Source organism: Streptomyces sp. R33, from assembly GCF_041200175.1.
Taxonomy (GTDB): domain Bacteria; phylum Actinomycetota; class Actinomycetes; order Streptomycetales; family Streptomycetaceae; genus Streptomyces; species Streptomyces katrae_B.
The window spans coordinates 6522435-6544190 of record NZ_CP165727.1 but is presented as its reverse complement, the minus strand read 5'-3'; the positions used below and the strand labels follow the sequence as shown (position 1 = coordinate 6544190).

The 21756-nt window shown below is 72.7% G+C and carries 17 protein-coding genes; 4 read left to right on the top strand and 13 right to left on the bottom strand.

All coding sequences use genetic code 11. The features are described from left to right. Positions 1 to 801 precede the first annotated feature (801 nt). The 6 genes from AB5J51_RS30100 to AB5J51_RS30075 all read right to left on the bottom strand — a co-directional run bounded on the left by AB5J51_RS30100 (position 802) and on the right by AB5J51_RS30075 (position 8635). Positions 802 to 1293, bottom strand: coding sequence for a hypothetical protein (locus AB5J51_RS30100; protein WP_133898427.1), 492 nt, complete (start codon positions 1291 to 1293; stop codon positions 802 to 804). Continuing rightward, positions 1278 to 2315: a ParA family protein gene (locus tag AB5J51_RS30095; RefSeq protein WP_234382013.1), complete on the bottom strand. Its 1038-nt coding sequence runs from the start codon at positions 2313 to 2315 to the stop codon at positions 1278 to 1280. Before AB5J51_RS30095 ends, AB5J51_RS30100 begins: the two co-directional genes overlap by 16 nt. 492 nt (positions 2316 to 2807) lie before the next feature. Beyond that, a complete protein-coding gene (gene ald / locus AB5J51_RS30090; protein ID WP_053785919.1) occupies positions 2808 to 3923 on the bottom strand; it encodes an alanine dehydrogenase in 1116 nt (371 codons plus the stop codon). Positions 3924 to 4074: 151 nt separating this feature from the next. After that, a complete protein-coding gene (locus AB5J51_RS30085) occupies positions 4075 to 6135 on the bottom strand; it encodes a tetratricopeptide repeat protein (protein WP_136226647.1) in 2061 nt (686 codons plus the stop codon). Positions 6136 to 6278: 143 nt separating this feature from the next. Then, positions 6279 to 6908: an NUDIX domain-containing protein gene (locus tag AB5J51_RS30080; RefSeq protein WP_369780338.1), complete on the bottom strand. Its 630-nt coding sequence runs from the start codon at positions 6906 to 6908 to the stop codon at positions 6279 to 6281. Between the two features lie 89 nt (positions 6909 to 6997). Continuing rightward, positions 6998 to 8635 (bottom strand): CTP synthase, encoded by a 1638-nt coding sequence (locus AB5J51_RS30075; RefSeq protein ID WP_053785921.1) that lies wholly within the window; start codon positions 8633 to 8635, stop codon positions 6998 to 7000. A 478-nt stretch (positions 8636 to 9113) separates the two neighbouring features. Between AB5J51_RS30075 and AB5J51_RS30070 the strand changes: the two genes are divergently transcribed. From AB5J51_RS30070 to AB5J51_RS30060, 3 genes are all read left to right on the top strand, one after another. After that, positions 9114 to 10967, top strand: a complete 1854-nt coding sequence (locus tag AB5J51_RS30070) for a glycoside hydrolase family 15 protein (protein WP_107093465.1) — start codon at positions 9114 to 9116, stop codon at positions 10965 to 10967. A gap of 168 nt (positions 10968 to 11135) precedes the next feature. Then, on the top strand, positions 11136 to 12515 hold the full coding sequence (locus AB5J51_RS30065) for an FAD-binding oxidoreductase (RefSeq protein ID WP_369779077.1): 1380 nt from the start codon (positions 11136 to 11138) through the stop codon (positions 12513 to 12515). A gap of 22 nt (positions 12516 to 12537) precedes the next feature. Then, entirely contained in the window at positions 12538 to 14163 is a 1626-nt protein-coding gene (locus AB5J51_RS30060; RefSeq protein WP_053785923.1) for a PucR family transcriptional regulator, read from the top strand. Between the two features lie 37 nt (positions 14164 to 14200). Here AB5J51_RS30060 and AB5J51_RS30055 read toward each other — a convergent pair whose 3' ends face one another. The 5 genes from AB5J51_RS30055 to AB5J51_RS30035 all read right to left on the bottom strand — a co-directional run bounded on the left by AB5J51_RS30055 (position 14201) and on the right by AB5J51_RS30035 (position 19460). Beyond that, on the bottom strand, positions 14201 to 15319 hold the full coding sequence (locus AB5J51_RS30055; RefSeq protein WP_369779076.1) for a glycosyltransferase family 4 protein: 1119 nt from the start codon (positions 15317 to 15319) through the stop codon (positions 14201 to 14203). A gap of 229 nt (positions 15320 to 15548) precedes the next feature. Further along, on the bottom strand, positions 15549 to 17312 hold the full coding sequence (gene recN, locus AB5J51_RS30050; RefSeq protein WP_078987246.1) for a DNA repair protein RecN: 1764 nt from the start codon (positions 17310 to 17312) through the stop codon (positions 15549 to 15551). A gap of 51 nt (positions 17313 to 17363) precedes the next feature. Next, complete coding sequence (locus tag AB5J51_RS30045; RefSeq protein WP_078987247.1) at positions 17364 to 18323, bottom strand: NAD kinase; 960 nt, start codon at positions 18321 to 18323, stop codon at positions 17364 to 17366. Then, positions 18320 to 19135 (bottom strand): TlyA family RNA methyltransferase, encoded by an 816-nt coding sequence (locus AB5J51_RS30040; protein WP_133898422.1) that lies wholly within the window; start codon positions 19133 to 19135, stop codon positions 18320 to 18322. The genes AB5J51_RS30045 and AB5J51_RS30040 overlap by 4 nt, the downstream gene beginning before the upstream one ends. Before the next feature lie 7 nt (positions 19136 to 19142). Further along, positions 19143 to 19460 (bottom strand): hypothetical protein, encoded by a 318-nt coding sequence (locus AB5J51_RS30035; RefSeq protein ID WP_136226646.1) that lies wholly within the window; start codon positions 19458 to 19460, stop codon positions 19143 to 19145. Positions 19461 to 19525: 65 nt separating this feature from the next. On the opposite strand from AB5J51_RS30035, the gene AB5J51_RS30030 reads away from it, so the two are divergent. Beyond that, positions 19526 to 19873, top strand: coding sequence for an SCP2 sterol-binding domain-containing protein (locus AB5J51_RS30030; RefSeq protein WP_369779075.1), 348 nt, complete (start codon positions 19526 to 19528; stop codon positions 19871 to 19873). A 3-nt stretch (positions 19874 to 19876) separates the two neighbouring features. Here AB5J51_RS30030 and AB5J51_RS30025 read toward each other — a convergent pair whose 3' ends face one another. After that, the gene (locus AB5J51_RS30025) at positions 19877 to 20758 is read right to left on the bottom strand and encodes an ABC transporter ATP-binding protein (RefSeq protein ID WP_199828009.1); all 882 of its coding nucleotides are present in this window, start codon (positions 20756 to 20758) and stop codon (positions 19877 to 19879) included. After that, positions 20755 to 21744: a FecCD family ABC transporter permease gene (locus AB5J51_RS30020; protein WP_369780337.1), complete on the bottom strand. Its 990-nt coding sequence runs from the start codon at positions 21742 to 21744 to the stop codon at positions 20755 to 20757. Before AB5J51_RS30020 ends, AB5J51_RS30025 begins: the two co-directional genes overlap by 4 nt. Positions 21745 to 21756 lie beyond the last annotated feature (12 nt).

Here is a 21756-nt window from a genome sequence, read left to right as displayed (position 1 = left end):
ACGCTCCCCCCACCCCCCTCCCCCGGACCCGCCCGGGGAGCGGAAGCCGCGGGTGCGGGACGCGTACCGCGTCGGGGAGGACGGGGCGGCGGCTGGGCGGCCGGGGCACAGAATGGGGCCGCGCGTACGGGTGGAAGCCACGGGGGCGGGAGCACGAAATCCCCACCGGGACGCAGTCGAAGCAGGCCCGGCGCCCCGCCCTCCCCGCCTTCCGACCGCTCGTCACGGGCCCTCCTGCCGACTGGGGCACCGGTCACCACGGGTGAGTGGGCCCTGCGGCCGCCAGAGCACCGTCCCTTCGACATCACCCACGGTCACGACGAGCGGGAGGTGCGGCCGACCCGTACACGGACCCGCATGCCGACAGGGGCACCGGTCACGACCGACAGACGGCACCCAGGGGTCGGGATGGTGCGGGTACGTGGGGCGGGACGACGGTGGGGGCGTCCTGAGGTGCGGGGAGGACGGGCCGCAGGCCGCATCAGACATCAGGCCCGGCGGGCGGGGGCGGCTGCGGGCCTGCTCGCGGGGGATGCCCCGCACCCCACCGACACGGCCCCGCAGAAGACACCGCCATCACCACCGGGCACCCGTCGGCCGCCGGCCCGGCAACGCCCGGCGCCCGACCGGCCCACCGGCCAGGCGTCAGGCGACAGGCGACAGGCGACAGGCGACAGGCGTCAGCCGGCCCACCGGTCAGCCGCCAGCCGCCAGCCGCCAGCCGCCAAACCGATCAAGCGGTCGCCCGGTCGATGGCCCACCGGCCCACCGGCCCACCGGTCAGCCGCTCCGGTCAGCCGCTCAGCGCCCGCGGAGTCTGCGCACCAGGATGCTCGCGTCGCCGCGGGACTCCAGGTCCGCCAGGACGACCGCCACCGCCTCGCGGACGATGCGGCCGCGGTCCACCGCCAGGCCGTGCTCCCCGCGGAGCACCAGCCGCGCGTGCTCCAGGTCCATGAGCTCCTCGGCGGAGACGTAGACCGTGATCTTCTCGTCGTGCCGTTCACGCCCGCTGGGCCGGCGGTTCGCCCCGCGGCCCTGGCCCTTGCCCCGCCGGGGTTCCGGACTGACAGAACCTTCCTGCGAGCGCCGGGGTGCAGCCACCACCGGCTCCGTACCGGCCGCGGCCTCCCGGCTGCGGCCCTCCCCCGCCGTGCCCTCCGCCGAGGCCGCCGCATGCTCCCCGGCGGGTGCCTCCTCCGGCCCCCGCCTCGGAGAGGACGACTGCAGCGCCATCCCCCCGGTCGTACGGAACAGTTCGTCGGCTCCGGGCAGACTCACTCGGCGTGACACCGGGCGAGCACCTCCCTGGCCAGCTGGCGATAGGCGGCGGCCCCGACGGAGTTGGAGGCGTACGTGGTGATCGGCTCGCCGGCGACCGTGGTCTCCGGGAAGCGCACCGTCCGGCCGATGACCGTGTGGTAGACGTGGTCGTCGAAGGCCTCGACGACGCGCGCCAGCACCTCACGGCTGTGCACCGTACGGGAGTCGTACATCGTGGCGAGGATGCCGTCGAGCTCCAGCTCGGGGTTGAGCCGCTCCTGGACCTTCTCGATGGTCTCGGTCAGCAGCGCCACGCCGCGCAGCGCGAAGAACTCGCACTCCAGCGGCACGATGACCTTGTGAGCCGCCGTCAGGGCGTTCACGGTCAGCAGGCCGAGCGAGGGCTGACAGTCGATCACGATGTAGTCGTAGTCGGCCATCAGGGGTTTCAGTGCCCGCTGCAGCGTCGACTCTCTCGCGACCTCGCTGACCAACTGCACCTCGGCAGCGGACAGGTCGATGTTGCTCGGCAGCAGGTCCATGTTGGGGACCGCCGTCTTGAGCAGCACCTCGTCGGCCGACATGCCCCGCTCCATGAGCAGGTTGTAGACCGTCAGGTCGAGTTCCATCGGGTTCACGCCGAGGCCCACGGACAGCGCGCCCTGCGGGTCGAAGTCGACGAGCAGCACGCGGCGCCCGTACTCGGCGAGTGCGGCGCCCAGGTTGATGGTCGACGTGGTCTTGCCCACGCCGCCCTTCTGGTTGCACATCGCGATGATCTTCGCCGGACCGTGGTCGGTCAGCGGACCCGGGATCGGGAAGTACGGCAGCGGCCGTCCGGTCGGGCCGATCCGCTCACGGCGCTGGCGGGCAGCGTCGGGGGCGAGGGTGGCCGCGTACTCGGGGTCGGGCTCGTACTCCGCGTCCGGGTCGTAGAAGTGCCCCTCGGGCACATTTTCGTAGTCGGCGAAACCCGCGGGCTTTTCGCCGCTCAGGTCGCCGGCCCTGGAGTTCACGTCTAGGCCGTCCATGCTCTTTTGGGGCGTCGTCATGTGCTGGTGGTTTGCGAAGGTGCGGACCGCGACGGAGCCGACCTCTTCGAGTCCGGCGGGTCCTTGCCCCCGGTCCGGGGGTACCTCCGCGCCTGCAGGACGCTGGGGGCGCGTCCCCGCTCGACCACCTCCGGGAGCAAATGTCGACTCATTCACAAGTCGTCTTACCTCCTCGGACGTGACCAGGACACTTATCGATAGGTCAGCGTGGCACCATGCCGACGGTTGGCGACTCTATGGCGTGTCACCACTCAGCGGCAACACAATCCGTCGGACCGGCAACGTTGTGTCGGCAACCGAACACCACTCTGTCAAGGGCGTCCGGGCTGTCGCTGCGAAGTTTCGCGGGTGCGCGAAAGGGTTAAAGGGTTACGTTCGAGGCGAGTTGAACCGCGCCCGGTCGCCCCTCGCAAACGCGTCCGGCCGGACCTTGCGGGCAAGGTCCGGCCGTATACGTGAGATTGACGTCAGTCGTTGACGGGGTCTGACCGATCAGCCGAGCAGCGTGCCCAGCTCAAGGGTCGGCAGGCCGTGGGCCTCGGCGACCGGACCGTAAACGACCTGGCCGTCATGGGTGTTGAGGCCCAGCGCGAGCGCGGGGTCACGGCGCAGCGCCTCGACCCAGCCGAGGTTCGCGAGCTGCACGATGTAGGGCAGCGTGGCGTTGGTCAGCGCGTAGGTGGAGGTGTTCGGCACCGCGCCCGGCATGTTGGCGACGCAGTAGAAGACCGAGTTGTGGACGTGGAAGGTCGGCTCGGCGTGGGTGGTCGGACGGGAGTCCTCGAAGCAGCCGCCCTGGTCGATCGCAATGTCGACAAGGACACTTCCGGGCTTCATCTTGGCGACGAGCTCGTTGGTGACCAGCTTCGGGGCCTTCGCACCCGGGATCAGCACCGCGCCGATGACGAGGTCGGCCTCGATGACGGCCTTCTCCAGCTCGTAGGCGTTGGAGACGATCGTCTTGATCTTCGTGCCGAAGATCTTGTCGGCCTCGCGGAGCTTGTTGATGTCGCGGTCCAGCAGGGTCACGTGGAAGCCCATGCCGATGGCGATCTGCGCGGCGTTCCAGCCGGAGACGCCGCCGCCGATGACCACGCACTCGCCGGCGTGGGTGCCGGGGACACCGCCGGGGAGCACGCCGCGGCCGCCGGCCGAGCGCATCAGGTGGTAGGCGCCGACCTGCGGGGCCAGGCGGCCCGCGACCTCGGACATCGGGGCGAGCAGCGGCAGCGCGCGGTTGGCGAGCTCGACCGTCTCGTACGCGATGGCGGTGGTGCCGGACTCCAGGAGGGCGTCCGTGCACTCGCGGGAGGCCGCGAGGTGCAGGTAGGTGAAGAGGGTCTGGTCCTTGCGGAGGCGGTGGTACTCCTCGGCGATGGGCTCCTTGACCTTCAGCAGCAGGTCGGCGGTGGCCCAGACCTCGTCGGCGGTGCCCAGGATCTCGGCGCCGGCGGCGACGTACTCCGCGTCCGTGATCGAGGAGCCCACACCGGCGTTCTGCTCGATGAAGACCTGGTGGCCGTTACGGACCAGCTCATGCACGCCGGCGGGCGTGATGGCGACCCGGAACTCGTTGTTCTTGACCTCGCGGGGGATGCCGACCTTCATCGTCGATCACGGTCCTTGGCTCAGGGGATTTTTGGGGCACTTCCATACATACCCGCCCACAAGAACGCGCAACGGGATGCACCACGGGATGTCGTGGTGAAGCCAGTCTAATGAAGGACGACGCGCTGTCTAGCCTTGCAAACCAATAATCTCAGTCGGAACCACTGCGGATTTCGCAGGCTGCGGGGTCGTCTCCCAGCAATCTGTCGGCCGCCGAGCGGTGCAGCCTTGCAGCGGCCGGGTCGCCCAGCCGGTCGAGAGTGTCGGCGAGGCGCACCTGGAGCGCGGCCTGAAGCCGCAGGTCTCCGGCCCGGCGCGCGAGCTCCACCGCCTCGCGGCAGGTGTGCAGCGATTCCTCGGGCCGTCCGGCGTACTCCTGGATTCGCGCCATCTCGCTCAACGCCTTTGCCTGGCCCGGCACATCGGCCAGTTTCCGGTACCCCGCGGCGGCGGTCCGCCAGCTGCGCAGCGCATCGCCGTAGCGGCCCGCGTACGTGTGCACGTTGCCGAGCCGTCCGTACAGCCGGGCCTCGTCCGCCCGCTCCCCGCGCGCGAGCGCCTGGGACAGGGCCCGGCCGAACCAGTCGGCGGCCCGGTGCCAGTCCGCGAGCTCCTGGTAGGCGCCGCCTACGGATTCCATCGCGCGGCCGGTCGCGTACGGGTCGTTCGCCGCCCGTCCCGCGTCCAGAGCGGCCCGGTACCGCTCGAGCGCCTCGTGGGTGCGGCCGGTCTCGGCGTCCAGATCGGCCAGGTTCAGCAGGGCCGCGGCCTGCTCCCGGTGCAGGCTGCGGCGCTCGGCCACGTCCAGGACCAGCCGGTGCAGCCCGTACAGCTCGGGGGCGGCCGCGGCGGTGCCGCGGTGCTCCGCGAGGGCTCGTACGAGGGCTGCGACCAGCCGGCGCGCCAGGGTGTCCAGCCCGCCGTCGGCCACGGCGAGGCGGGCGGCCGCGGACAGCGCGGGCAGCCGGGTGTCGAGCCAGGTGGCGGCGGCCCGCCGGTCGGGGAACCGCAGGGCGCGCGGCAGCCCGTCCAGCTTCTCGCGCACGTCCGCCCCGCCCGCCCCGTCCTCATCGGCTTCGGCCATGACGCGGCAGGAGTGCAGCAGGCGTACGGTGCGCTCCAGCATCCGGGCCCGGGCCAGCTGGACCTCGGCCGCGCGCTCCTTGGTCTCCAGCAGGGCCTGGAGCAGCGGGGCGAGGCAGCCGGGCAGGAGGAACATCCCGTTGGCCGCATGGCGGACGAGGCCCAGGCCGGCGAAGTCCTCCAGGGTGGACTGGGCGGCGGCCACGGAGCAGCCGGCGAGGGCGGAAGCGGTGTGCGAGTCGACGATGCCGGCGGGGGCGAGCGGCAGCAACCGGAGGGTGCGCTGGGCGGGCTGCGGCAGGGACTCGTAGACGAGTCGGAAGCCGCGGCCGAGCGGGCCGCTGGTGCCGGGGGGCATGTCGTGGAGCTGCTTGGCCACGTCGGCGACGGCGGCCTTGGGGTGCGCGGCGAGCCAGCCGCCGACCAGCGCCAGCGCGGCGGGCTGGCCCCCGCACTCCTCGGCGAGGGTCTCGGCGGCGCGGGGGTCGACGGCGATCCGCGTGTCCCCGATGCGCTGCGCGAGCATCTGGACGCCGGAAGGGGTGTCCAGCCCGCCGAGGGTGCAGGGGCGGACATCCGGAATGCCGGTGAGGGGCCCTTCGGCGGTGATGACGACGAGGCACTCGGGGGTGTCCGGCAGCAGGGCGTCGACCTGGTACGGGTCGGCGGCGTCGTCGACGAGCAGGATCGCCTTGCGGTGGGTGAGGGCAGCGCGCAGGGCGGAGCTGAGCTCGTCCTCGGCGGCGCCGGGGGGTGTGGCCTCGCCGAGCCCCTCCAACAGGGTCCGGATCGCCCGCTCGGTGGCGACGGTCTCCCCGCCGGGGGCGGTGAGGCGCACCTTGATCACCCCGTCGGGGTAGTCCTCGGCGACCTCGCGGACGAACGCCTCGGCGAGGGCGGTGCGACCTGACCCCGGCCGGCCGGCGATGAGCAGGACGCGCGCCCTGGGTGCCTTGGCCTTGCGGCCCGAGAGGGTGTCGAGCCCGGTCCGTGCGATGTCCTCGCGCAGCTCCTTGAGCTCACGCCGCCGCCCGACGAAATCCGTCACGGATCCGCTCCTCTCCCTGCCTTCGGGTTGCGAGCGTAGTTCACGCAGAGCGACGACCCGTGTGGAGCGCGGCGGACACATCGCCCAATCGGATCAACAGATGGTCACACCACGCCGCCGACCAGACCACCCCCGCTCAGACGGGCCCCGGCGGCCACCCGGACCCGCCGGCGTTCGAGGCGCCTGGGGTCCGGGGGCGGAGCCGCCGGTTCGGCCGTGAGGGGTCACGCCTCGTACGGGCGGGCCGGCCAGGGGGTCTGGGGCGGGCGGAGGGAGTCCAGGCCGCCCGGGGCGGCGAGCGCGGCGGACAGGGCCAGGGCCCCCGTCACCAGGCCGGGGTTGCCCAGCCGGCCCGACAGGACCCCCTGCACCAGATCCGCCAGCGGGACGCGGGCGATCTCCATGTCCGCCTCCTCCTCCGAGACCTGGTAACGCTCCCCCTCCGCCTCGGAGAGGCCCCGCGCCAGGAAGATCCGGATCGCCTCGTCCGACCCGCCGGGGGACGCGAAGAAGTCCGCGAGCACCCGCCAGTCCTCCGCCTTGACGTGGGCCTCCTCGTACAGCTCCCGCTGGGCCGCGTGCAGCGGGTTCTCACCGGGTACGTCGAGCAGTCCGGCCGGCAGCTCCCACAGCTTGTGTCGTACGGGGTGCCGGTACTGACGCAGGACCAGTACGTCGCCCTCGTCGTCCAGTGCCAGCACGCACACCGATCCCGGATGCACCTGGTAGTCCCGGCGCACCACCGATCCGTCCGGCATGCTCACCTGCTCCGAGCGGACCGACGTCTTCGCGCCCTCGAACGGGGTCCGTGAGGCGATGACCTCCCACGACTCCCCGTTGTCCGCGATCTCCATGGCCATGATCCGTACCCCGTGCCTTTCCGAAAACGCGACAGCCGGGGCAAGAGCCTTGCCCCGGCTGTCTACGTTATGCGGTCAGGCCGTCACTTGGCCGCCTGCTGGCGCTCCACCGCCGCCTTGACCAGGCCCGCGAACAGCGGGTGCGGCCGCGTCGGGCGCGAGCGCAGCTCCGGGTGGGCCTGGGTGGCCACCAGGTAGGGGTGCACCTCGCGCGGGTACTCCACGTACTCGACGAGCTTGTTGTCCGGGGAGGTGCCGGAGAAGACGATGCCCGCCTTCTTCTCCAGCTCGCCGCGGTACGCGTTGTTGACCTCGTAGCGGTGGCGGTGGCGCTCGTCGACGTACGCCTGGTCGCCGTAGACCTCGCGCACGATCGAACCCTCGGCGAGCTTCGCCGGGTACATGCCCAGGCGCATCGTTCCGCCCAGGTCGCCCGCGCCCTCGACGAAGGCCAGCTGCTCCTCCATCGTGGAGATCACCGGGTGCGGGGTGGAGGCGTCGAACTCGGTGGAGTTGGCCTCCGCGATGCCGGCGAGGTTCCGCGCGGCCTCGATGACCACGCACTGCAGACCCAGGCACAGGCCGAGCAGCGGGATCTTGTTCTCGCGGGCGTAGGTGATGGCGCCGACCTTGCCGTTGACACCGCGGTCGCCGAAGCCGCCGGGCACGCAGATCGCGTCCACGTCGCCGAGCTGCGCCGCGGCACCGGCCGGGGTCTTGCAGTCGTCGGAGGCGACCCACTTGATCTGGACGCGGGCCTTGTTGGCGAAACCGCCGGCGCGCAGCGCCTCGGTCACCGACAGGTACGCGTCGGGCAGGTCGATGTACTTGCCGACGAGCGCGACCTTGACCTCGTGGTCGGGGTTGTGGACGCGGTCCAGCAGGTCCTCCCAGACCGTCCAGTCCACGTCGCGGAACGGCAGGTCGAGCTTGCGCACGACGTACGCGTCGAGGCCCTCGGTGTGCAGGACCTTCGGGATGTCGTAGATCGACTTGGCGTCGATCGCCGCGACGACGGCCGCCTCGTCCACGTCGCACATCAGCGAGATCTTGCGCTTGATGGAGGTGGGGACGTCGCGGTCGGCGCGCAGCACGATCGCGTCGGGCTGGATGCCGATGTTGCGCAGGGCCGCGACCGAGTGCTGCGTCGGCTTGGTCTTCAGCTCGCCGGAGGGGCCGATGTAGGGCAGCAGCGAGATGTGCACGACGAAGACGTTGTCGCGGCCGACCTCGTGGCGGACCTGGCGGACGGTCTCCAGGAAGGGCAGCGACTCGATGTCGCCGACGGTGCCGCCGACTTCGGTGATGACGACGTCGACGTCCTCGGTCGCCATGCGCCGGATGCGGTGCTTGATCTCGTTGGTGATGTGCGGGATGACCTGCACGGTGTCACCGAGGTACTCGCCGCGCCGCTCCTTGGCGATGACCTGCGAGTAGACCTGGCCGGTGGTGACGTTGGCCGAGCCGTCGAGGTCGACGTCGAGGAAGCGCTCGTAGTGGCCGATGTCCAGGTCGGTCTCGGCGCCGTCGTTGGTGACGAACACCTCGCCGTGCTGGAACGGGTTCATCGTGCCCGGGTCGACGTTCAGGTACGGGTCGAGCTTCTGCATCGTGACCCGCAGGCCGCGCGCCTTGAGCAGCGCACCCAGGCTGGAGGCCGTCAGGCCCTTGCCGAGGGACGAAGCGACACCCCCGGTGACGAAGATGTGCTTGGTCGTCATGGCTGTGCTGTTTCGAAAAGCAGCGGGCGGCGTCGCCAAGAGGGGGCTCCCGTGGTCGCGAAGTGAAGGTGCGTCCGGCGCGGACCACCATCGAACCGGAGGCTCTCAGGGGGCGCCGAAGCTGCGGTTTCGGGGCTCCTGATTCGCACAGGCAGACCACCGGTCCACGGGGTACCAGCCTATCAGCGCCCGGGCCCGTCCGCCTCCGGCCACGCGCCGCTACGGGTGCTCGACCGAGCGCCACCGCCCGGCCCGCGTCCGGTCACACCGCCGTTCGCGCTGGTCACGCGTCGGGTCACCCGTTTGGTCGAGTCACATTGCCCCCCGGCTTCAGGAGATCACTAGGGTGCCGTCATATCCTGCTCGGATATCGCTTCACATCGCCGCCGAGCAGTCCGGCAGACGGCGTAACCCGGCCGCATCCGGAATCATGAGCTCAGTGCGGGGATCCACACCCACGGGACCGCGCAACCGCGCAATGCAAGCGCCCTTCGGGGCGGACGTGGACGTTCGACTGGAGATCTACGTGTCCGGGCGCATCGAGGATTACGCACTGATCGGGGACATGCAGACCGCCGCACTGGTCTGCCGGGACGGCTCGGTGGACTGGCTGTGTCTGCCACGTTTCGACTCCCATGCCGTCTTCGCGGGCCTTCTCGGCACCGAGGACCACGGCTTCTGGCGGATCGGCCCGGCGTTCCCGGGGGGCGCCGCGGCCCCTGCCGCGACGCGCCGCCGCTACCAGGGCGATTCGCTGATCCTGGAATCGGAGTGGGACACGCCGCGCGGCACGGTCCGCGTGACCGACTTCATGCCGCCCCGCGAGGACCACGCCCCGCAGCTGGTGCGCATCGTGGAGGGCGTCAGCGGGCGCGTCCCGATGCACTCGGCGCTGCGCATGCGGTTCAGCTACGGCCGGGTCGTGCCCTGGGTGCACAAGGTGGACGGGCGCACCGTCGCCGTCGCCGGCCCGGACTCGGTCTGGCTGGACACCGACGCGCAGACGTACGGCAAGGACCTGACGACGTACTCCGACTTCACCGTCGGCCCCGGCGACCGGAAGGCGTTCTGCATCAGCTGGCAGCCCTCCCACAAGGGCGCCCCGGAGACCCCCGACGCGCAGGAGGCCCTGGCGACGACCGCCGCGTTCTGGCGCGAGTGGGTCGACCACTGCACGTACCACGGCCCCTACCGCGAGGCCGTCATCCGCTCCCTGATCACCCTCAAGGCGCTCACCTACGGCCCCACCGGCGGCATCGTCGCCGCGCCCACCACCTCCCTCCCGGAGGAGATCGGCGGTGTCCGCAACTGGGACTACCGCTACACGTGGCTGCGCGACGCCGCCATCACCCTCTCCTCGCTGCTGCGCACCGGGTACCGCGAGGAGGCCCAGGCCTGGCGCGAGTGGCTGCTGCGCGCGGTCGCCGGCGACCCGGAGAACCTGCAGATCATGTACGGGATCGCGGGCGAGCGGGAACTCGGCGAGACCGAGCTGGACTGGCTGCCCGGGTACGAGGGCTCCCGCCCGGTCCGGGTCGGCAACGGCGCCGCGCACCAGCTCCAGCTGGACGTGTACGGCGAGGTCACCGAGGCCCTGCACCTGGGACACATGACGGGCCTGGCGCGCAACGACTACGCCTCGGTGCTCCAGTTGAAGCTGATCCGCTACCTGGAGGCCCACTGGGACCAGCCGGACGAGGGCATCTGGGAGGTGCGCGGCCCGCGCCGCCACTTCGTGCACTCGAAGGTGATGGCCTGGGTGGCCGTGGACCGCACGATCAAGCTGATCGAGAGCGGGGACGCGGACGGCCCGCTGGAGCGGTGGCGCGAACTGCGTGACGAGATCCACGAGGACGTGTGCGAGAAGGGCTACGACAAGGAGCGCAACACCTTCACCCAGTCGTACGGGTCGAAGGAGCTGGACGCCTCCCTGCTGCTGATCCCGCAGATGGGCTTCCTGCCGCCGGACGACAAGCGGGTCATCGGCACCATCGAGGCGATCCAGCGCGAACTGTCCACGCCCGACGGGTTCATCCTGCGCTACCCGACGACCGGCGAGGAGGCCGGCGTGGACGGGCTCGAGGGGGACGAGGGGGCCTTCCTGGCGTGCTCGTTCTGGATGGCGGACGACCTGGCGATGATCGGCCGCGTCGACGAGGCCCGCCAGCTCTTCGAGCGGCTGCTGGCGCTCCGCAACGACCTGGGGCTGCTGGCGGAGGAGTGGGACCCGCGGCTCCAGCGCCAGGTCGGCAACTTCCCGCAGGCGTTCAGCCACGTCCCCCTGATCGACACGGCCCTGCGCCTGACGGCGAGCGGCGCGTACGGGGGCTGACGCGGGGCGGGTCCGCGCATGCGGAAGCGTCAGGGTCCCTGACCCGCCCGGCAACCGCGCCGCACGGCTGCGCCCGGCGCCGGCGCGGTTGGCTCCAGCGCGCCCGCCGGCCTGCCCCCGCCTACGCTGGATGGGTCCTACGCCTCCTCCGGAAGGAGGGCCTCAGCCATGGCTCCCCACTCCAAGGCCGGCCAGGCCCTGGCCGCGCTCCGCGAGGATCTGGCCGGTGAGGTCTTCGCCCCGGACGATCCCGGGTACGACGAGGCCCGGACGGTCTTCAACGCGATGATCGACCGCAGGCCGGCCGTGATCGCCCGCTGCGAGAGCGAGGCGGACGTCGTCACCACCGTCCGTTTCGCCCGTGAACTGGACCTGCCCGTCGCGGTGCGCGGCGGCGGCCACAGCGTCGCCGGGATGTCCCTCAACGACGGCGGCGTGGTCGTCGACATGCGCCGGATGCAGGAGGTCACCGTCCATCCCGCGGCGAAGGCCGTACGCGTCGGGGGCGGCGCGGTGATGAGCGTGCTGGACCGCGCCTGCCAGCCCCACGGGCTCGCCACCACCGGCGGCCGGGTCTCCACCACCGGAGCCACCGGTTTCGTCCTCGGCGGCGGCTCGGGCTGGCTGGACCGGAAGTTCGGGCTGGCCGTCGACAACCTGCTCGGCGTGGACCTCGTCACCGCCGACGGCAGCACCCTGACGGCGACCTCCGAGGACAACCCCGAGCTGTTCTGGGCCCTGCACGGCGGCGGCGGGAACTTCGGCGTCGCGACGTCCATCACGCTGCGCCTGCACGAGCTGCCGGAGTTCGCGATCTGCATGCTGCTGTACCCGCCCGAGGCCGGGCCCGAGGTGCTGCGCACCTACCGGGACGTCGTCGAGAACGGCCCCGACGAGGCGGGCGGCGGCATGATCTACCTGACGGCCCCGCCGGAGCCCTTCGTACCGGAACACCTCGTCGGAACCGTGATGGCGGGCGCGCTGCTCACGTACGCGGGCGGCGAGGAGGCGCTGCGCAAGCTGGCGCAGCCGCTGCTCGCGCTGCCGCACGAGGTGGAGGTGCTCACCGCCCTCCCGTACGCGGACTTCCAGTGCATGCTGGACGACCCGCCGGGCCTGCGGAACTACTGGTCCGCGGAGTACCTGACCGGCCTGCCGGACGAGCTCGTCAGCGTCTTCTGCGCCCTCGGCGACGTGATGCCGTCGGGCGGAACCCAGCACGTGATGTTCCCGCTGGGCGGGGCCATCGCGGCCGGGCCCTCCGAATTCCCCGTTCCGTACCGGAACTCCCCCTGGGCCGTCCACCCCTTCGGGATCTGGGAGGACCCCGCCGAGGACGACCGCTGCCGCCAGTGGGTGCGCGACGTACGCAGCCACGTGGAGCGGTGGAGCACCGGCGCGGTCTACCTCAACTTCACCGGCGACGAGGGTTCCGAGCGCGTGGCGGCGGGTCTCGGCGCGGAGAATCTGGCCAGGCTGGGCGCGGTGAAGCGGGCGTACGACCCGGACAACGTGTTCCGCTTCAACCACAACATCAAGCCGACCTGACCCCCTGGTAGCGTCCCGCGACATGGACAACCAGGGCGGGATCACCGTTCAGCGGGCACTGGAGCTGCCCGGGCTGCGCAGCGGACTGCCGGAGGTGGTGGCCTGCGCCGACCGCCTCGGCCGGACCGTCCGCTGGGTGCACGCGGGCGAGGTGCCCAACATCGCGTCCCTGCTCAAGGGCGGGGAGCTGCTGCTGACCACGGGGCTGGGCCTCGGCACCCGGCCCGCGGAGCAACGTGCCTTCGTACGCCGCCTCGCGGACCGGGGGATCGCCGCGCTGGTGGTGGAACTGGGCCCGCGCTTCACCCGGCTCCCGGCGACGCTCGTCGAGACGGCTCGGGCCGCCGGGCTGCCGCTGGTCCAGCTGCACCGCGAGGTGCCGTTCGTGGCGGTGACGGAGGAGATCCACACCGAGATCGTCAACCACCACTACACCCTGCTCCAGCGGGCCGAGGAGGTCCACCGGCGCTGCACGGAGGCCCTGCTCAGTGGCGGCGGCATCCCCCAAGTCCTGCACATCCTGGCCGACTTCACCGGGAATCCGGTGTTCCTGGAGACCCCCGACGGCCAACTCCTGTACGCGGCGGGCCCGGTCTCCGGGGAGGCCGCGGCGGACCCGCTCCAGGTGTGGGAGGGCCTGCGGGGGCAGCGCGAGGCGGAGCCGTCGGCGAACGCGGTGCTGATCGACGTCCCCGGCGGCGGCCACGGCACGGGCTCGGTCCGCGCGAGGGTGGTCCTGCTCGGCGTCTCGGCGCCGCTGCTGCCCGTCCACCGGATGGCGGCGGAACGGACGGCGGGGGTACTGGCCGTGGTCCTGATGCAGGCCCGTCAGGAGGAGGAACTGGCGGCCCGCGGCCGCGGGGACTTCCTGACGGACCTGGCGGAGGGCCGCATCTCGGCGGAGGACGCCCCGGCGCAGGCGCGCGTACTGGGCTTCAAGCCGGGGTCGGGCCCGCTCCTGCCGGTGGTCATGCGCTTGTCGTCGTCCCTGGGCCCGTCGGGCAACTGGGCGGTCCTGGCGAGGGCGGTCCTGGAGGAACTCTCGTCGGTCGGCGTCCCGGTCCTCCTGGGAGTCCGCCCGGTGGAGGGCCGAGTCCCCCTCCTGGTCTCCCTCCGCTCCGAATCGGAACGCACCACGGTGGCGGACCGGGTGGCCGCCGCGCTCCGGGCGGGTGTGGAACGGGCCGGCCTGGACCGCGCCGCGGCCCCGCCGGCGGTGGTCGTGGGCGTGGCGGGCGGCTGGGCGGCGGCCTCGTCGGGCCTGCGCCACGCCGCGGAAACGGCAACGGCGGCCCACGGCCTGCCGGCCCGCCCCTGGTACGACGCGCGCCGCCTGGACATCGACCTGCTCCTGTGGCGGCTGCGGGAACACCCCGACCTGGCGGCGTTCGTGGACCGCGCGATCGGCGCGCTCCGCGTCCACGACGCGACGTCGCGCCCCCCGCTCCTCCCGACCCTGGAGACGTACCTGGCCCACGCGGGCCGCAAGGCGGAGACGGCGCGCGAGCTGCACCTCAATCGCCAGACCCTGTACAACCGCCTGGCCCGCATCTCGGAGCTCCTGGGCACGGACCTGGACGACCCGGAGACGGTCCTCTCCCTGAGCCTGGCCCTCCGCGCCCGCCGCCACGTTCCCTCCCCTTCGTAACGCCCTTCTCCCGCCGCCCGGCGCCGGCGGCCCAGTCCTATTTGCGGCGGTCCATCAACTCGTCGTACACCGACAGGATCTGGGCCACCGTGTCGTCCTCCGACGGCCACGTCGCCGCCTGGGTGCGGCCCGCCGCGGACAGGGCCGCCCTGCGGTCCGGGTCCGACAGGAGGTCCGTCACCGCCGAGGACAGTGCGGCCGCGTCCCCGTACGGGACCAGTACCCCCGCGTCCCCGACCAGCTCCGGCAGGCCGCCGACCGCCGTCGCGACCAGCGGTACGCCCAGCCGCAGTGCCTCCTGCGCCAGCAGGGACCGCGCCTCCCACCGGCTCGGCAGCACCGCCACGTCCGCCGCCGCGAGCAGCTGCGCCGCATCCCTGCGCCGCCCCAGCAGCCGTACGGACAGTCCCTCGGCCTCGATCCGCCGGGCCAGTTCGGCCCGCTGCGGGCCCTCCCCCGCGATCACCACCAGCGGCAGCGGCTCCAGCACCCGCCACGCCCGCGCCGCGTCCAGCAGTACGGAGTACCCCCGGTGCTCCACCAGGCTGCCGACCGCGATCAGCAACGGCCGCTCCACCGCACCCAGTTCCGCCCGTACCTTGTCCGGATCCGCCCCGGCGTCCGGGCCCTCCTGCCCCATCGGCACGGCCACCGGCGCCAGTCGCGCATCCCGCGCGCCCCGCGCCCTGGCCAGGTCCACCTGGTCCGAGGAGGCGCCCAGCACCACCGCCGCGGTCCGCGCCACGTGCCGCTCCAGCACCCGCCCGAGCCGCCCGAAGGGCCCCTCGGCCGCCGGCCCGCCGCTGTGCCACGTCACCACCAGCGGCACCCGGCGCCCGCGCAGCGCCAGCACGGCGCGCATCCCGGCCCGCACTCCGTGCGCATGCACCACGTCCGCCCCGGCGCACACGGCCCGCAGCGCACTCACCGCGTCCGGGGTGAACTGCGCCCCCGCGCCGGTGAAGTCGTACTCCCCCTCCGCCTCCACGGGCGCGCACACCGTGACCCGGACCCCCCGCGCGGCGAGCCCGGTCGTCAGCGACCGTACGTGCGCGCTGCTGCCCGCGCCCGCACCGCCGAGTACTTGGACGGTGCGGAGCGGTGGCCGCCCGTACGCCTGCGCGGGGACCGGGATCGAGACCGGGGAGCTGCTCACGGGCCGAAGCTCCAGGGTGAGGGAGGCAGAGACGTCGCCCAGGATGCCAGTCCGCACGCGCGTTCCGGGACCATACGGGTACGGATCCCGCAGGAGATACCGCGACACACCCCCGAGGCTCACCCACACGGCGTAGCCCCCGTCACCTCCGAGCACGTGCGCAGGGCCCGGGACGCATCCGTCCCGGGCCCTCACGGGCAACGGCAAGGCAGCAGCAGCGCAGCGACCGCTACGCGTCCGCGCGCGCCGCCGCCAGCAGTTCCTCGGCGTGCGCCCGCGCCGACACCGAGTCCTCGTGCCCGGCCAGCATGCGCGAGAGCTCGCGGATGCGGTCCTCGCCCTCCAGGACGGTGACACCGCTGCGCGTCACCGACCCGTCGTTCGTCTTCTCGACCAGCAGCTGCCGGTCCGCGAAGGCCGCCACCTGCGGCAGGTGCGTGACGACCACGACCTGCGCCGACTTGGCCAGCTTCGCGAGCCGCCGCCCGACCTCGACGGCCGCCTTGCCGCCGACGCCCGCGTCGACCTCGTCGAACAGGTACGTGGGCACCGGGTCGGAGCCCGCGAACACGACCTCCACCGCCAGCATCACGCGCGACAGCTCACCGCCCGAGGCACCCTTGGCGATCGGCCGCGGCTGGGCGCCCGGGTGCGGGGCCAGCAGCAGTTCGACCTCGTCCGTGCCCGACGGCCCGTACGCGACGGGGCGGCCGTCGACCTCCACCCCCTCGGGGTCCTCCACCTGCCGGATGTCGATCGTCACCCGCGCGTGCGGCATCGCCAGCGACGCCAGTTCCTCCGTGACGGCCGATGCGAACCGCGTCGCCGCCTCGACCCGCGCATCCGTCAGCGCCTGCGCAAGCAGCGACAGTTCGGCCCGCAGCCCGTCCCGCTCGGCGGTCAGCTCGGTGATCCGCTCGTCGTCGCCGTCGAGCTCCAGCAGCCGCGCCGAGCCCCGCTGGGCCCACTCCAGTACGGAGTCGATCGAGTCGCCGTACTTGCGCGTCAGCTGGGTCAGGGCCGCCCGCCGCTCCTCCACCGCGGCCAGCCGCAGCGGATCGGCGTCCAGGTCGTCGGCGTAGCCCGCCAGCTCCCCGGCCACGTCGGCGAGCAGGATCCCGAGCTCTCCGATGCGCTCGGCGAGCGCGCCGAGCGCCGGGTCGTGCGCCCGTACGGCGTCCAGGGCCCGGTGCGCGCCCGCGACGAGCGTGTTCGCGTCGACGCCCTCCGGGTCCTCGACGTCGCCGGCGAGCGCGGCGTGCGCGATCTGCGCCGCCGAGGCCAGCGATTCGGCGTGGCCGAGCCGTTCGGCCTCCGCCGCCAGCTCCACGTCCTCGCCCGCCAGCGGCTCCACGGCCGCGATCTCCTCCAGGCCGAAGCGCAGCAGGTCGGCCTCCTGGGCCCGTTCCCGGGCCCGGGTGGTGATCTCGTCCAGCTCGACGGCCACCGCGCGCAGCCGCCGGTAAGCGGCCCCGTACTTCTCGAGGGGTACGGCGACCGCGTCCCCCGCGTACCGGTCGAGGGCCTGGCGCTGCCGGGCCGGCCGCAGCAGCCCCTGCTGGTCGGTCTGCCCGTGTACGGCGACCAGGTCGTCCGCGAGCTCGCCGAGCAGGCCGACGGGCACGGAGCGGCCGCCGACGTGGGCGCGCGAGCGCCCCTCGGCGGACACGGTCCGGCTGATCAGCAGGGTGCCGTCGTCGAGCTCGGCCCCGGCCTCCTCCGCGCGTACGGCGGCAGGCGCGTCGGGGCGCATGACGATTCGGCCCTCCACGACCGCCGCCTTGGCCCCGATCCGCACCAGGGCCGGGTCGGCGCGACCGCCGAGCAGCAGGCCGAGGCTGGTGACGACCATCGTCTTGCCCGCGCCGGTCTCGCCGGTCACCGCGGTGAAACCGGGCGACAGCTCGACCACCGCGTCGTCGATGACCCCGAGCGACCGTATCCGCATCTCCTCAAGCACGGGACGACGATACCGAGGTTTCACCCGTGCCATGTGACGTCACCCGTCGAGAGTTTCCCGAACGCATGTGCTATTGAGCGGGGTCTAGTGGGGCGCCCCACGCCACCCTGACACCGGCAGCGCGAACTTCGCGACGAGCCGGTCCGTGAACGACGCGTGGTGCAGCCGGGCGAGCCGCACCGGCACCGCCCCGCGCCGCACCTCCACCCGGGCCCCGGCCGGCAGCTCCAGCATCCGGCGGCCGTCGCACCACAGGACCCCGTGCGGGACCCCGGTCTGCACCTCCACCGCCAGCACCGAGTCCGGCGAGGTCACCAGCGGCTTCGCGAACAGCGCGTGGGCGCTGATCGGCACCATCAGCAGCGCCTCCACCTCCGGCCAGACCACCGGCCCGCCCGCGGAGAACGCGTACGCCGTCGAACCCGTCGGGGTCGCGCAGACGATCCCGTCGCAGCCGAAGCCGGACACCGGGCGCCCGTCGATCTCCAGGACCACCTCGAGCATCCGCTCGGGGGACACCTTCTGGACGGCGGCCTCGTTCAGCGCCCAGTCCCGGTGGACCACGTCGCCGTTCGTCCGTACGAGCACGTCGAGGGTCATCCGCTCCTCGACCTCGTACGCACGCGTCACGACCCGGTCCACGACCTTGTCCAGGTCGTCCCGCTCGGCCTCCGCGAGGAAGCCCACCCGGCCCAGGTTCACGCCCAGCATCGGCACCCCGGAGCCGCGCGCGAACTCGGCGCCGCGCAGCAGGGTCCCGTCGCCGCCCAGCACGATCAGCAGCTCACAGCCCTCGAGCACCGCGGGGGTGCATTCGGAGACCAGCTCCACCTCGGGCGGCAGCGGCAGGTCCCTCGCCTCGTACTCCACGACCCGCACGCCCAGCCCGCTCTTCAGCAGGCCCTGCACGACCAGCTCGGCGCTGCGGATGGCCGCAGGCCGCCCGGTGTGCGCGAGCAGGAAGACGGTCCGCCCCGCCGTCGAACCGGACGCCTCCGATCCGGACGTTCCCGATGTACCCCGTGTATCCGCTGAATCAGTCACTGCGGCCCCTCCGCCACTGCACGGTCAACATCCGCCGGGTCGAGTGCCGGTGCCCCCGCCCGCAGCCACAGAAAGTACTCGACGTTCCCCGACGGACCCGGCAGCGGACTAGCGGTCACCCCGAGCACGCCGAGCCCCAGCTTCGCCGCCTGGGCCGCCACCTCGCGCACGGCCTCCGCCCGCAGCTCCGGGCTGCGCACGACGCCGCCGCTGCCGAGCCGGTCCTTGCCGACCTCGAACTGCGGCTTGACCATCAGCACCAGGTCCGCGTCCGGCGCGCAGCAGCGCACCAGGGCCGGCAGCACCAGGCCGATGGAGATGAAGGACAGGTCGCCGACGACGAGGTCGACGGGCACCCCGTCGAGCTGCTCGACCGTCAGCTCGCGGACGTTGGTACGGTCCTTGACGGTGACCCGGTCGTCGCTCTGCAGCGACCAGGCGAGCTGCCCGTAACCGACGTCGACGGCCATGACGTGGGCCACGCCCGCGCGCAGCAGCACGTCGGTGAAACCGCCGGTGGAGGCGCCGGCGTCCAGCGCCCGGCGGCCCTCGACGGCCAGCCCCTGCGGCCGGAAGGCCGCCAGCGCGCCGGCCAGCTTGTGGCCGCCCCGGGAGACGTAGTCGGGGTCGCTGTCGTCCTTGAGGACCACGAGGGCCGCGCTGGTCTCGACCTGGGTGGCCGCCTTGGTCGCGGTGGCGCCGCCGACGGTCACCCGGCCCGCGGCGATCAGCTGGGCGGCGTGCTCGCGCGAGCGGGCCATGCTGCGGCGTACCAGTTCGGCGTCCAGGCGGCGGCGTGCCACTCCTGCCACGTTCGGTTCAGCTCCTGTTTTCGTACGGACCGGGGACGGGCGGTGCGTCCAGCGCGGTCAGCGCGTCACGCAACCCCCTGTGCACATCCTCGTACACCGCGACGTGTCCGTCCGCCGTGAGGTGATCGGCATCGGCCAGCCGCTCCAGGTGCGCGTCGACCCCGGCATGGCCGGTGGGCGTGCGGACGAGGCCGAGGGGCTCGGGCCCGGGAGACGCTTCCCCGGATACCCCGGATGCATCAGACGCACCCGTTTCATCCGGAACATCCGATACATCCGGTACGTCGGGTACGCTCACCACCGCGTCGGCCAAGTCGTCGGTCATGCCCCGACGCTACCCCGAAGCACCCGGGCCGCCGCGCACGGCTCTGCGGTACGGTCGAGATCACGATGGCTACGATCGACGAGTGCCGAGCCGCACTCCACCAACTCTCCGGAAACCTCGCACGGGCCGAAGGCAACGTGCGCGGCGCTGCCGTGCTGGACCGCTCCCTGAGCTGCCACATCACCGACCTGGACCAGACCTTCACCGGCCGCCTCCACGGCGGCCGGATCCGGGTCGACGCGGTCTCCCCGGGCCCGCCCGCCGCCAAGGCCGACATCCGGCTCGCGATGACCGGCGACGACCTGGTGGCGATGGTGGCGGGCGAGCTGAAGTTCGCCAAGGCCTGGGCCTCCGGCCGGGTCCGCCTGGAAGCCGGCTTCCGCGACCTGCTCCGCCTCAAGAGCCTGCTGTAGGTTTCAGCCCACGGCGCCGGAACCCGTCAACCGCCCGGCCCGCGGCTTGCGCGCCGCAGGTATCACCAGCGGCGTCCCCGTCTCCGGGTCGTCGATGATCTGGCAGCGCAGCCCGAAGACCTCCTCCACCAGCTCCGCCGTGACCACCTCGGCCGGCGGCCCCTGCGCGACGACCTCGCCGCCCCGCATCGCGATCAGGTGCGTGGCGTACCGGGCCGCATGATTCAGGTCGTGCAGCACCGCCACCAGCGTCCGCCCCTGCGTCTCGTGCAGCTCCGCGCACAGGTCCAGCACGTCGATCTGGTGCTGGATGTCCAGGTACGTGGTCGGCTCGTCCAGCAGCAGCAGCGGCGTCTGCTGCGCCAGCGCCATCGCGATCCACACGCGCTGCCGCTGCCCGCCCGACAGCTCGTCCACCGACCGGTCCGCGAGCTCGGCGACCCCGGTCGAGGCCATCGACTCGAGGACGATCCGCTCGTCCTGCGGCGACCACTGCCGCAGCAGCCCCTGGTGCGGGTAGCGGCCCCGCGAGACCAGGTCGGCGACGGTGATCCCGTCCGGCGCGATCGAGGACTGCGGCAGCAGGCCCAGCGTCTTGGCGACCTTCTTGGCCGGCATCGACCCGATGGCCTGCCCGTCCAGCAGCACCTGCCCGGCGGAGGGCTTCAGCATCCGCGACAGGGCCCGCAGCAGCGTGGACTTGCCGCACGCGTTGGGGCCGACGATCACCGTGAACGAGTGGTCGGGGATCTCCACCGACAGGTTCTCGGCGATGACCCGCTGCTCGTAGCCGAGGGTCACGTTCTGCGCGGTCAGCCGCTGCACGTGCGTACTCCTTGAGTTGCTCATATACGTGCTCGTGGATGTGCTCGTGGACCTGCTCATATGCGTCCCGCCCTGCGCTCGGTGACGAGCAGCCAGAGCAGGTAGACACCGCCGACCAGCCCGGTCACCACGCCCACCGGCAGCTGGTCGGCGCCGAAGGCGCGCTGCGAGGCCCAGTCGGACACGAGCAGCAGGACGGAGCCCATCAGCGCGCCGGTGAACAGGTTCGACCCGGGCGAGCGGGTCAGGCGCCGGGCCAGCTGGGGGGCGGCCAGGGCGACGAAGGAGATGGGCCCGGCGGCCGCGGCGGCCGCGGTGGTCAGCAGGACGGCCGCCAGCATCAGCAGCATCCGCGTACGTTCCACCCGTACCCCGAGGGCGTACGCGGCGTCATCGCCCATCTCCATCATGCGCAGTGCCCGGCCCTGCCCGAGGACCAGCGGGAACAGCACCGCGCAGGTCCCCAGCAGCGGCCAGACCTGGCTCCAGTCCCGGCCGGCGAGCGAGCCGGTCAGCCAGACCATCGCCCGGGTGGCCTCGACGAGCTGGGCCTTGGTCAGCAGGTAGTTGATGACGGCGACGAGCATCGCGGAGGCGCCGATGCCGACCAGCACCAGCCGGTAGCCGTGGATGCCGCGCTTGTACGACAGCAGGTAGACGAGGACGCCGGTGAGCAGCCCGCCCACCAGCGCGCCCGCCGCCACCTCGGTCGCTCCGCCCTTGAACAGGACGATCACGGTGAGCGCGCCGACCGACGAGCCGTAGCTGAAGCCGAGCAGGTCCGGGGAGCCGAGCGGGTTGCGCGAGACGGACTGGAAGACCGAGCCGGCCATGCCGAGCGCCGCGCCCACCAGCAGGGCGACCAGCACCCGCGGCAGCCGCAGGTCGTTGACGATGAAGTCGTGCGCCGGAGTGCCGTTGCCCAGCAGGGTCCGTACGACGTCCCACGGCGCGATCTCGAAGTCGCCGGTGCCGATGAGCACGACGCCCATCGCCAGCGCGGCCACGGTGAGCAGCAGCCCGACCGCCAGCGCACGCGGCTCCATCCGCAGGGACAG

What these genes read in the sequence shown, in the direction of transcription:
- AB5J51_RS30030 (WP_369779075.1), top strand. Translation starts at nt 19,526, where the DNA reads ATGGCTACGATCGACGAGTGCCGAGCCGCACTCCACCAACTCTCCGGA.
- AB5J51_RS30020 (WP_369780337.1), bottom strand. Translation starts at nt 21,744, where the DNA reads ATGGAGCCGCGTGCGCTGGCGGTCGGGCTGCTGCTCACCGTGGCCGCG.
- AB5J51_RS30080 (WP_369780338.1), bottom strand. Translation starts at nt 6,908, where the DNA reads ATGGAGATCGCGGACAACGGGGAGTCGTGGGAGGTCATCGCCTCACGG.
- AB5J51_RS30060 (WP_053785923.1), top strand. Translation starts at nt 12,538, where the DNA reads ATGGACAACCAGGGCGGGATCACCGTTCAGCGGGCACTGGAGCTGCCC.
- recN (WP_078987246.1), bottom strand. Translation starts at nt 17,312, where the DNA reads ATGGCACGGGTGAAACCTCGGTATCGTCGTCCCGTGCTTGAGGAGATG.
- AB5J51_RS30065 (WP_369779077.1), top strand. Translation starts at nt 11,136, where the DNA reads ATGGCTCCCCACTCCAAGGCCGGCCAGGCCCTGGCCGCGCTCCGCGAG.
- ald (WP_053785919.1), bottom strand. Translation starts at nt 3,923, where the DNA reads ATGAAGGTCGGCATCCCCCGCGAGGTCAAGAACAACGAGTTCCGGGTC.
- AB5J51_RS30035 (WP_136226646.1), bottom strand. Translation starts at nt 19,460, where the DNA reads ATGACCGACGACTTGGCCGACGCGGTGGTGAGCGTACCCGACGTACCG.
- AB5J51_RS30095 (WP_234382013.1), bottom strand. Translation starts at nt 2,315, where the DNA reads ATGACGACGCCCCAAAAGAGCATGGACGGCCTAGACGTGAACTCCAGG.
- AB5J51_RS30085 (WP_136226647.1), bottom strand. Translation starts at nt 6,135, where the DNA reads ATGTGTCCGCCGCGCTCCACACGGGTCGTCGCTCTGCGTGAACTACGC.
- AB5J51_RS30070 (WP_107093465.1), top strand. Translation starts at nt 9,114, where the DNA reads ATGCAAGCGCCCTTCGGGGCGGACGTGGACGTTCGACTGGAGATCTAC.
- AB5J51_RS30025 (WP_199828009.1), bottom strand. Translation starts at nt 20,758, where the DNA reads ATGAGCAGGTCCACGAGCACATCCACGAGCACGTATATGAGCAACTCA.
- AB5J51_RS30075 (WP_053785921.1), bottom strand. Translation starts at nt 8,635, where the DNA reads ATGACGACCAAGCACATCTTCGTCACCGGGGGTGTCGCTTCGTCCCTC.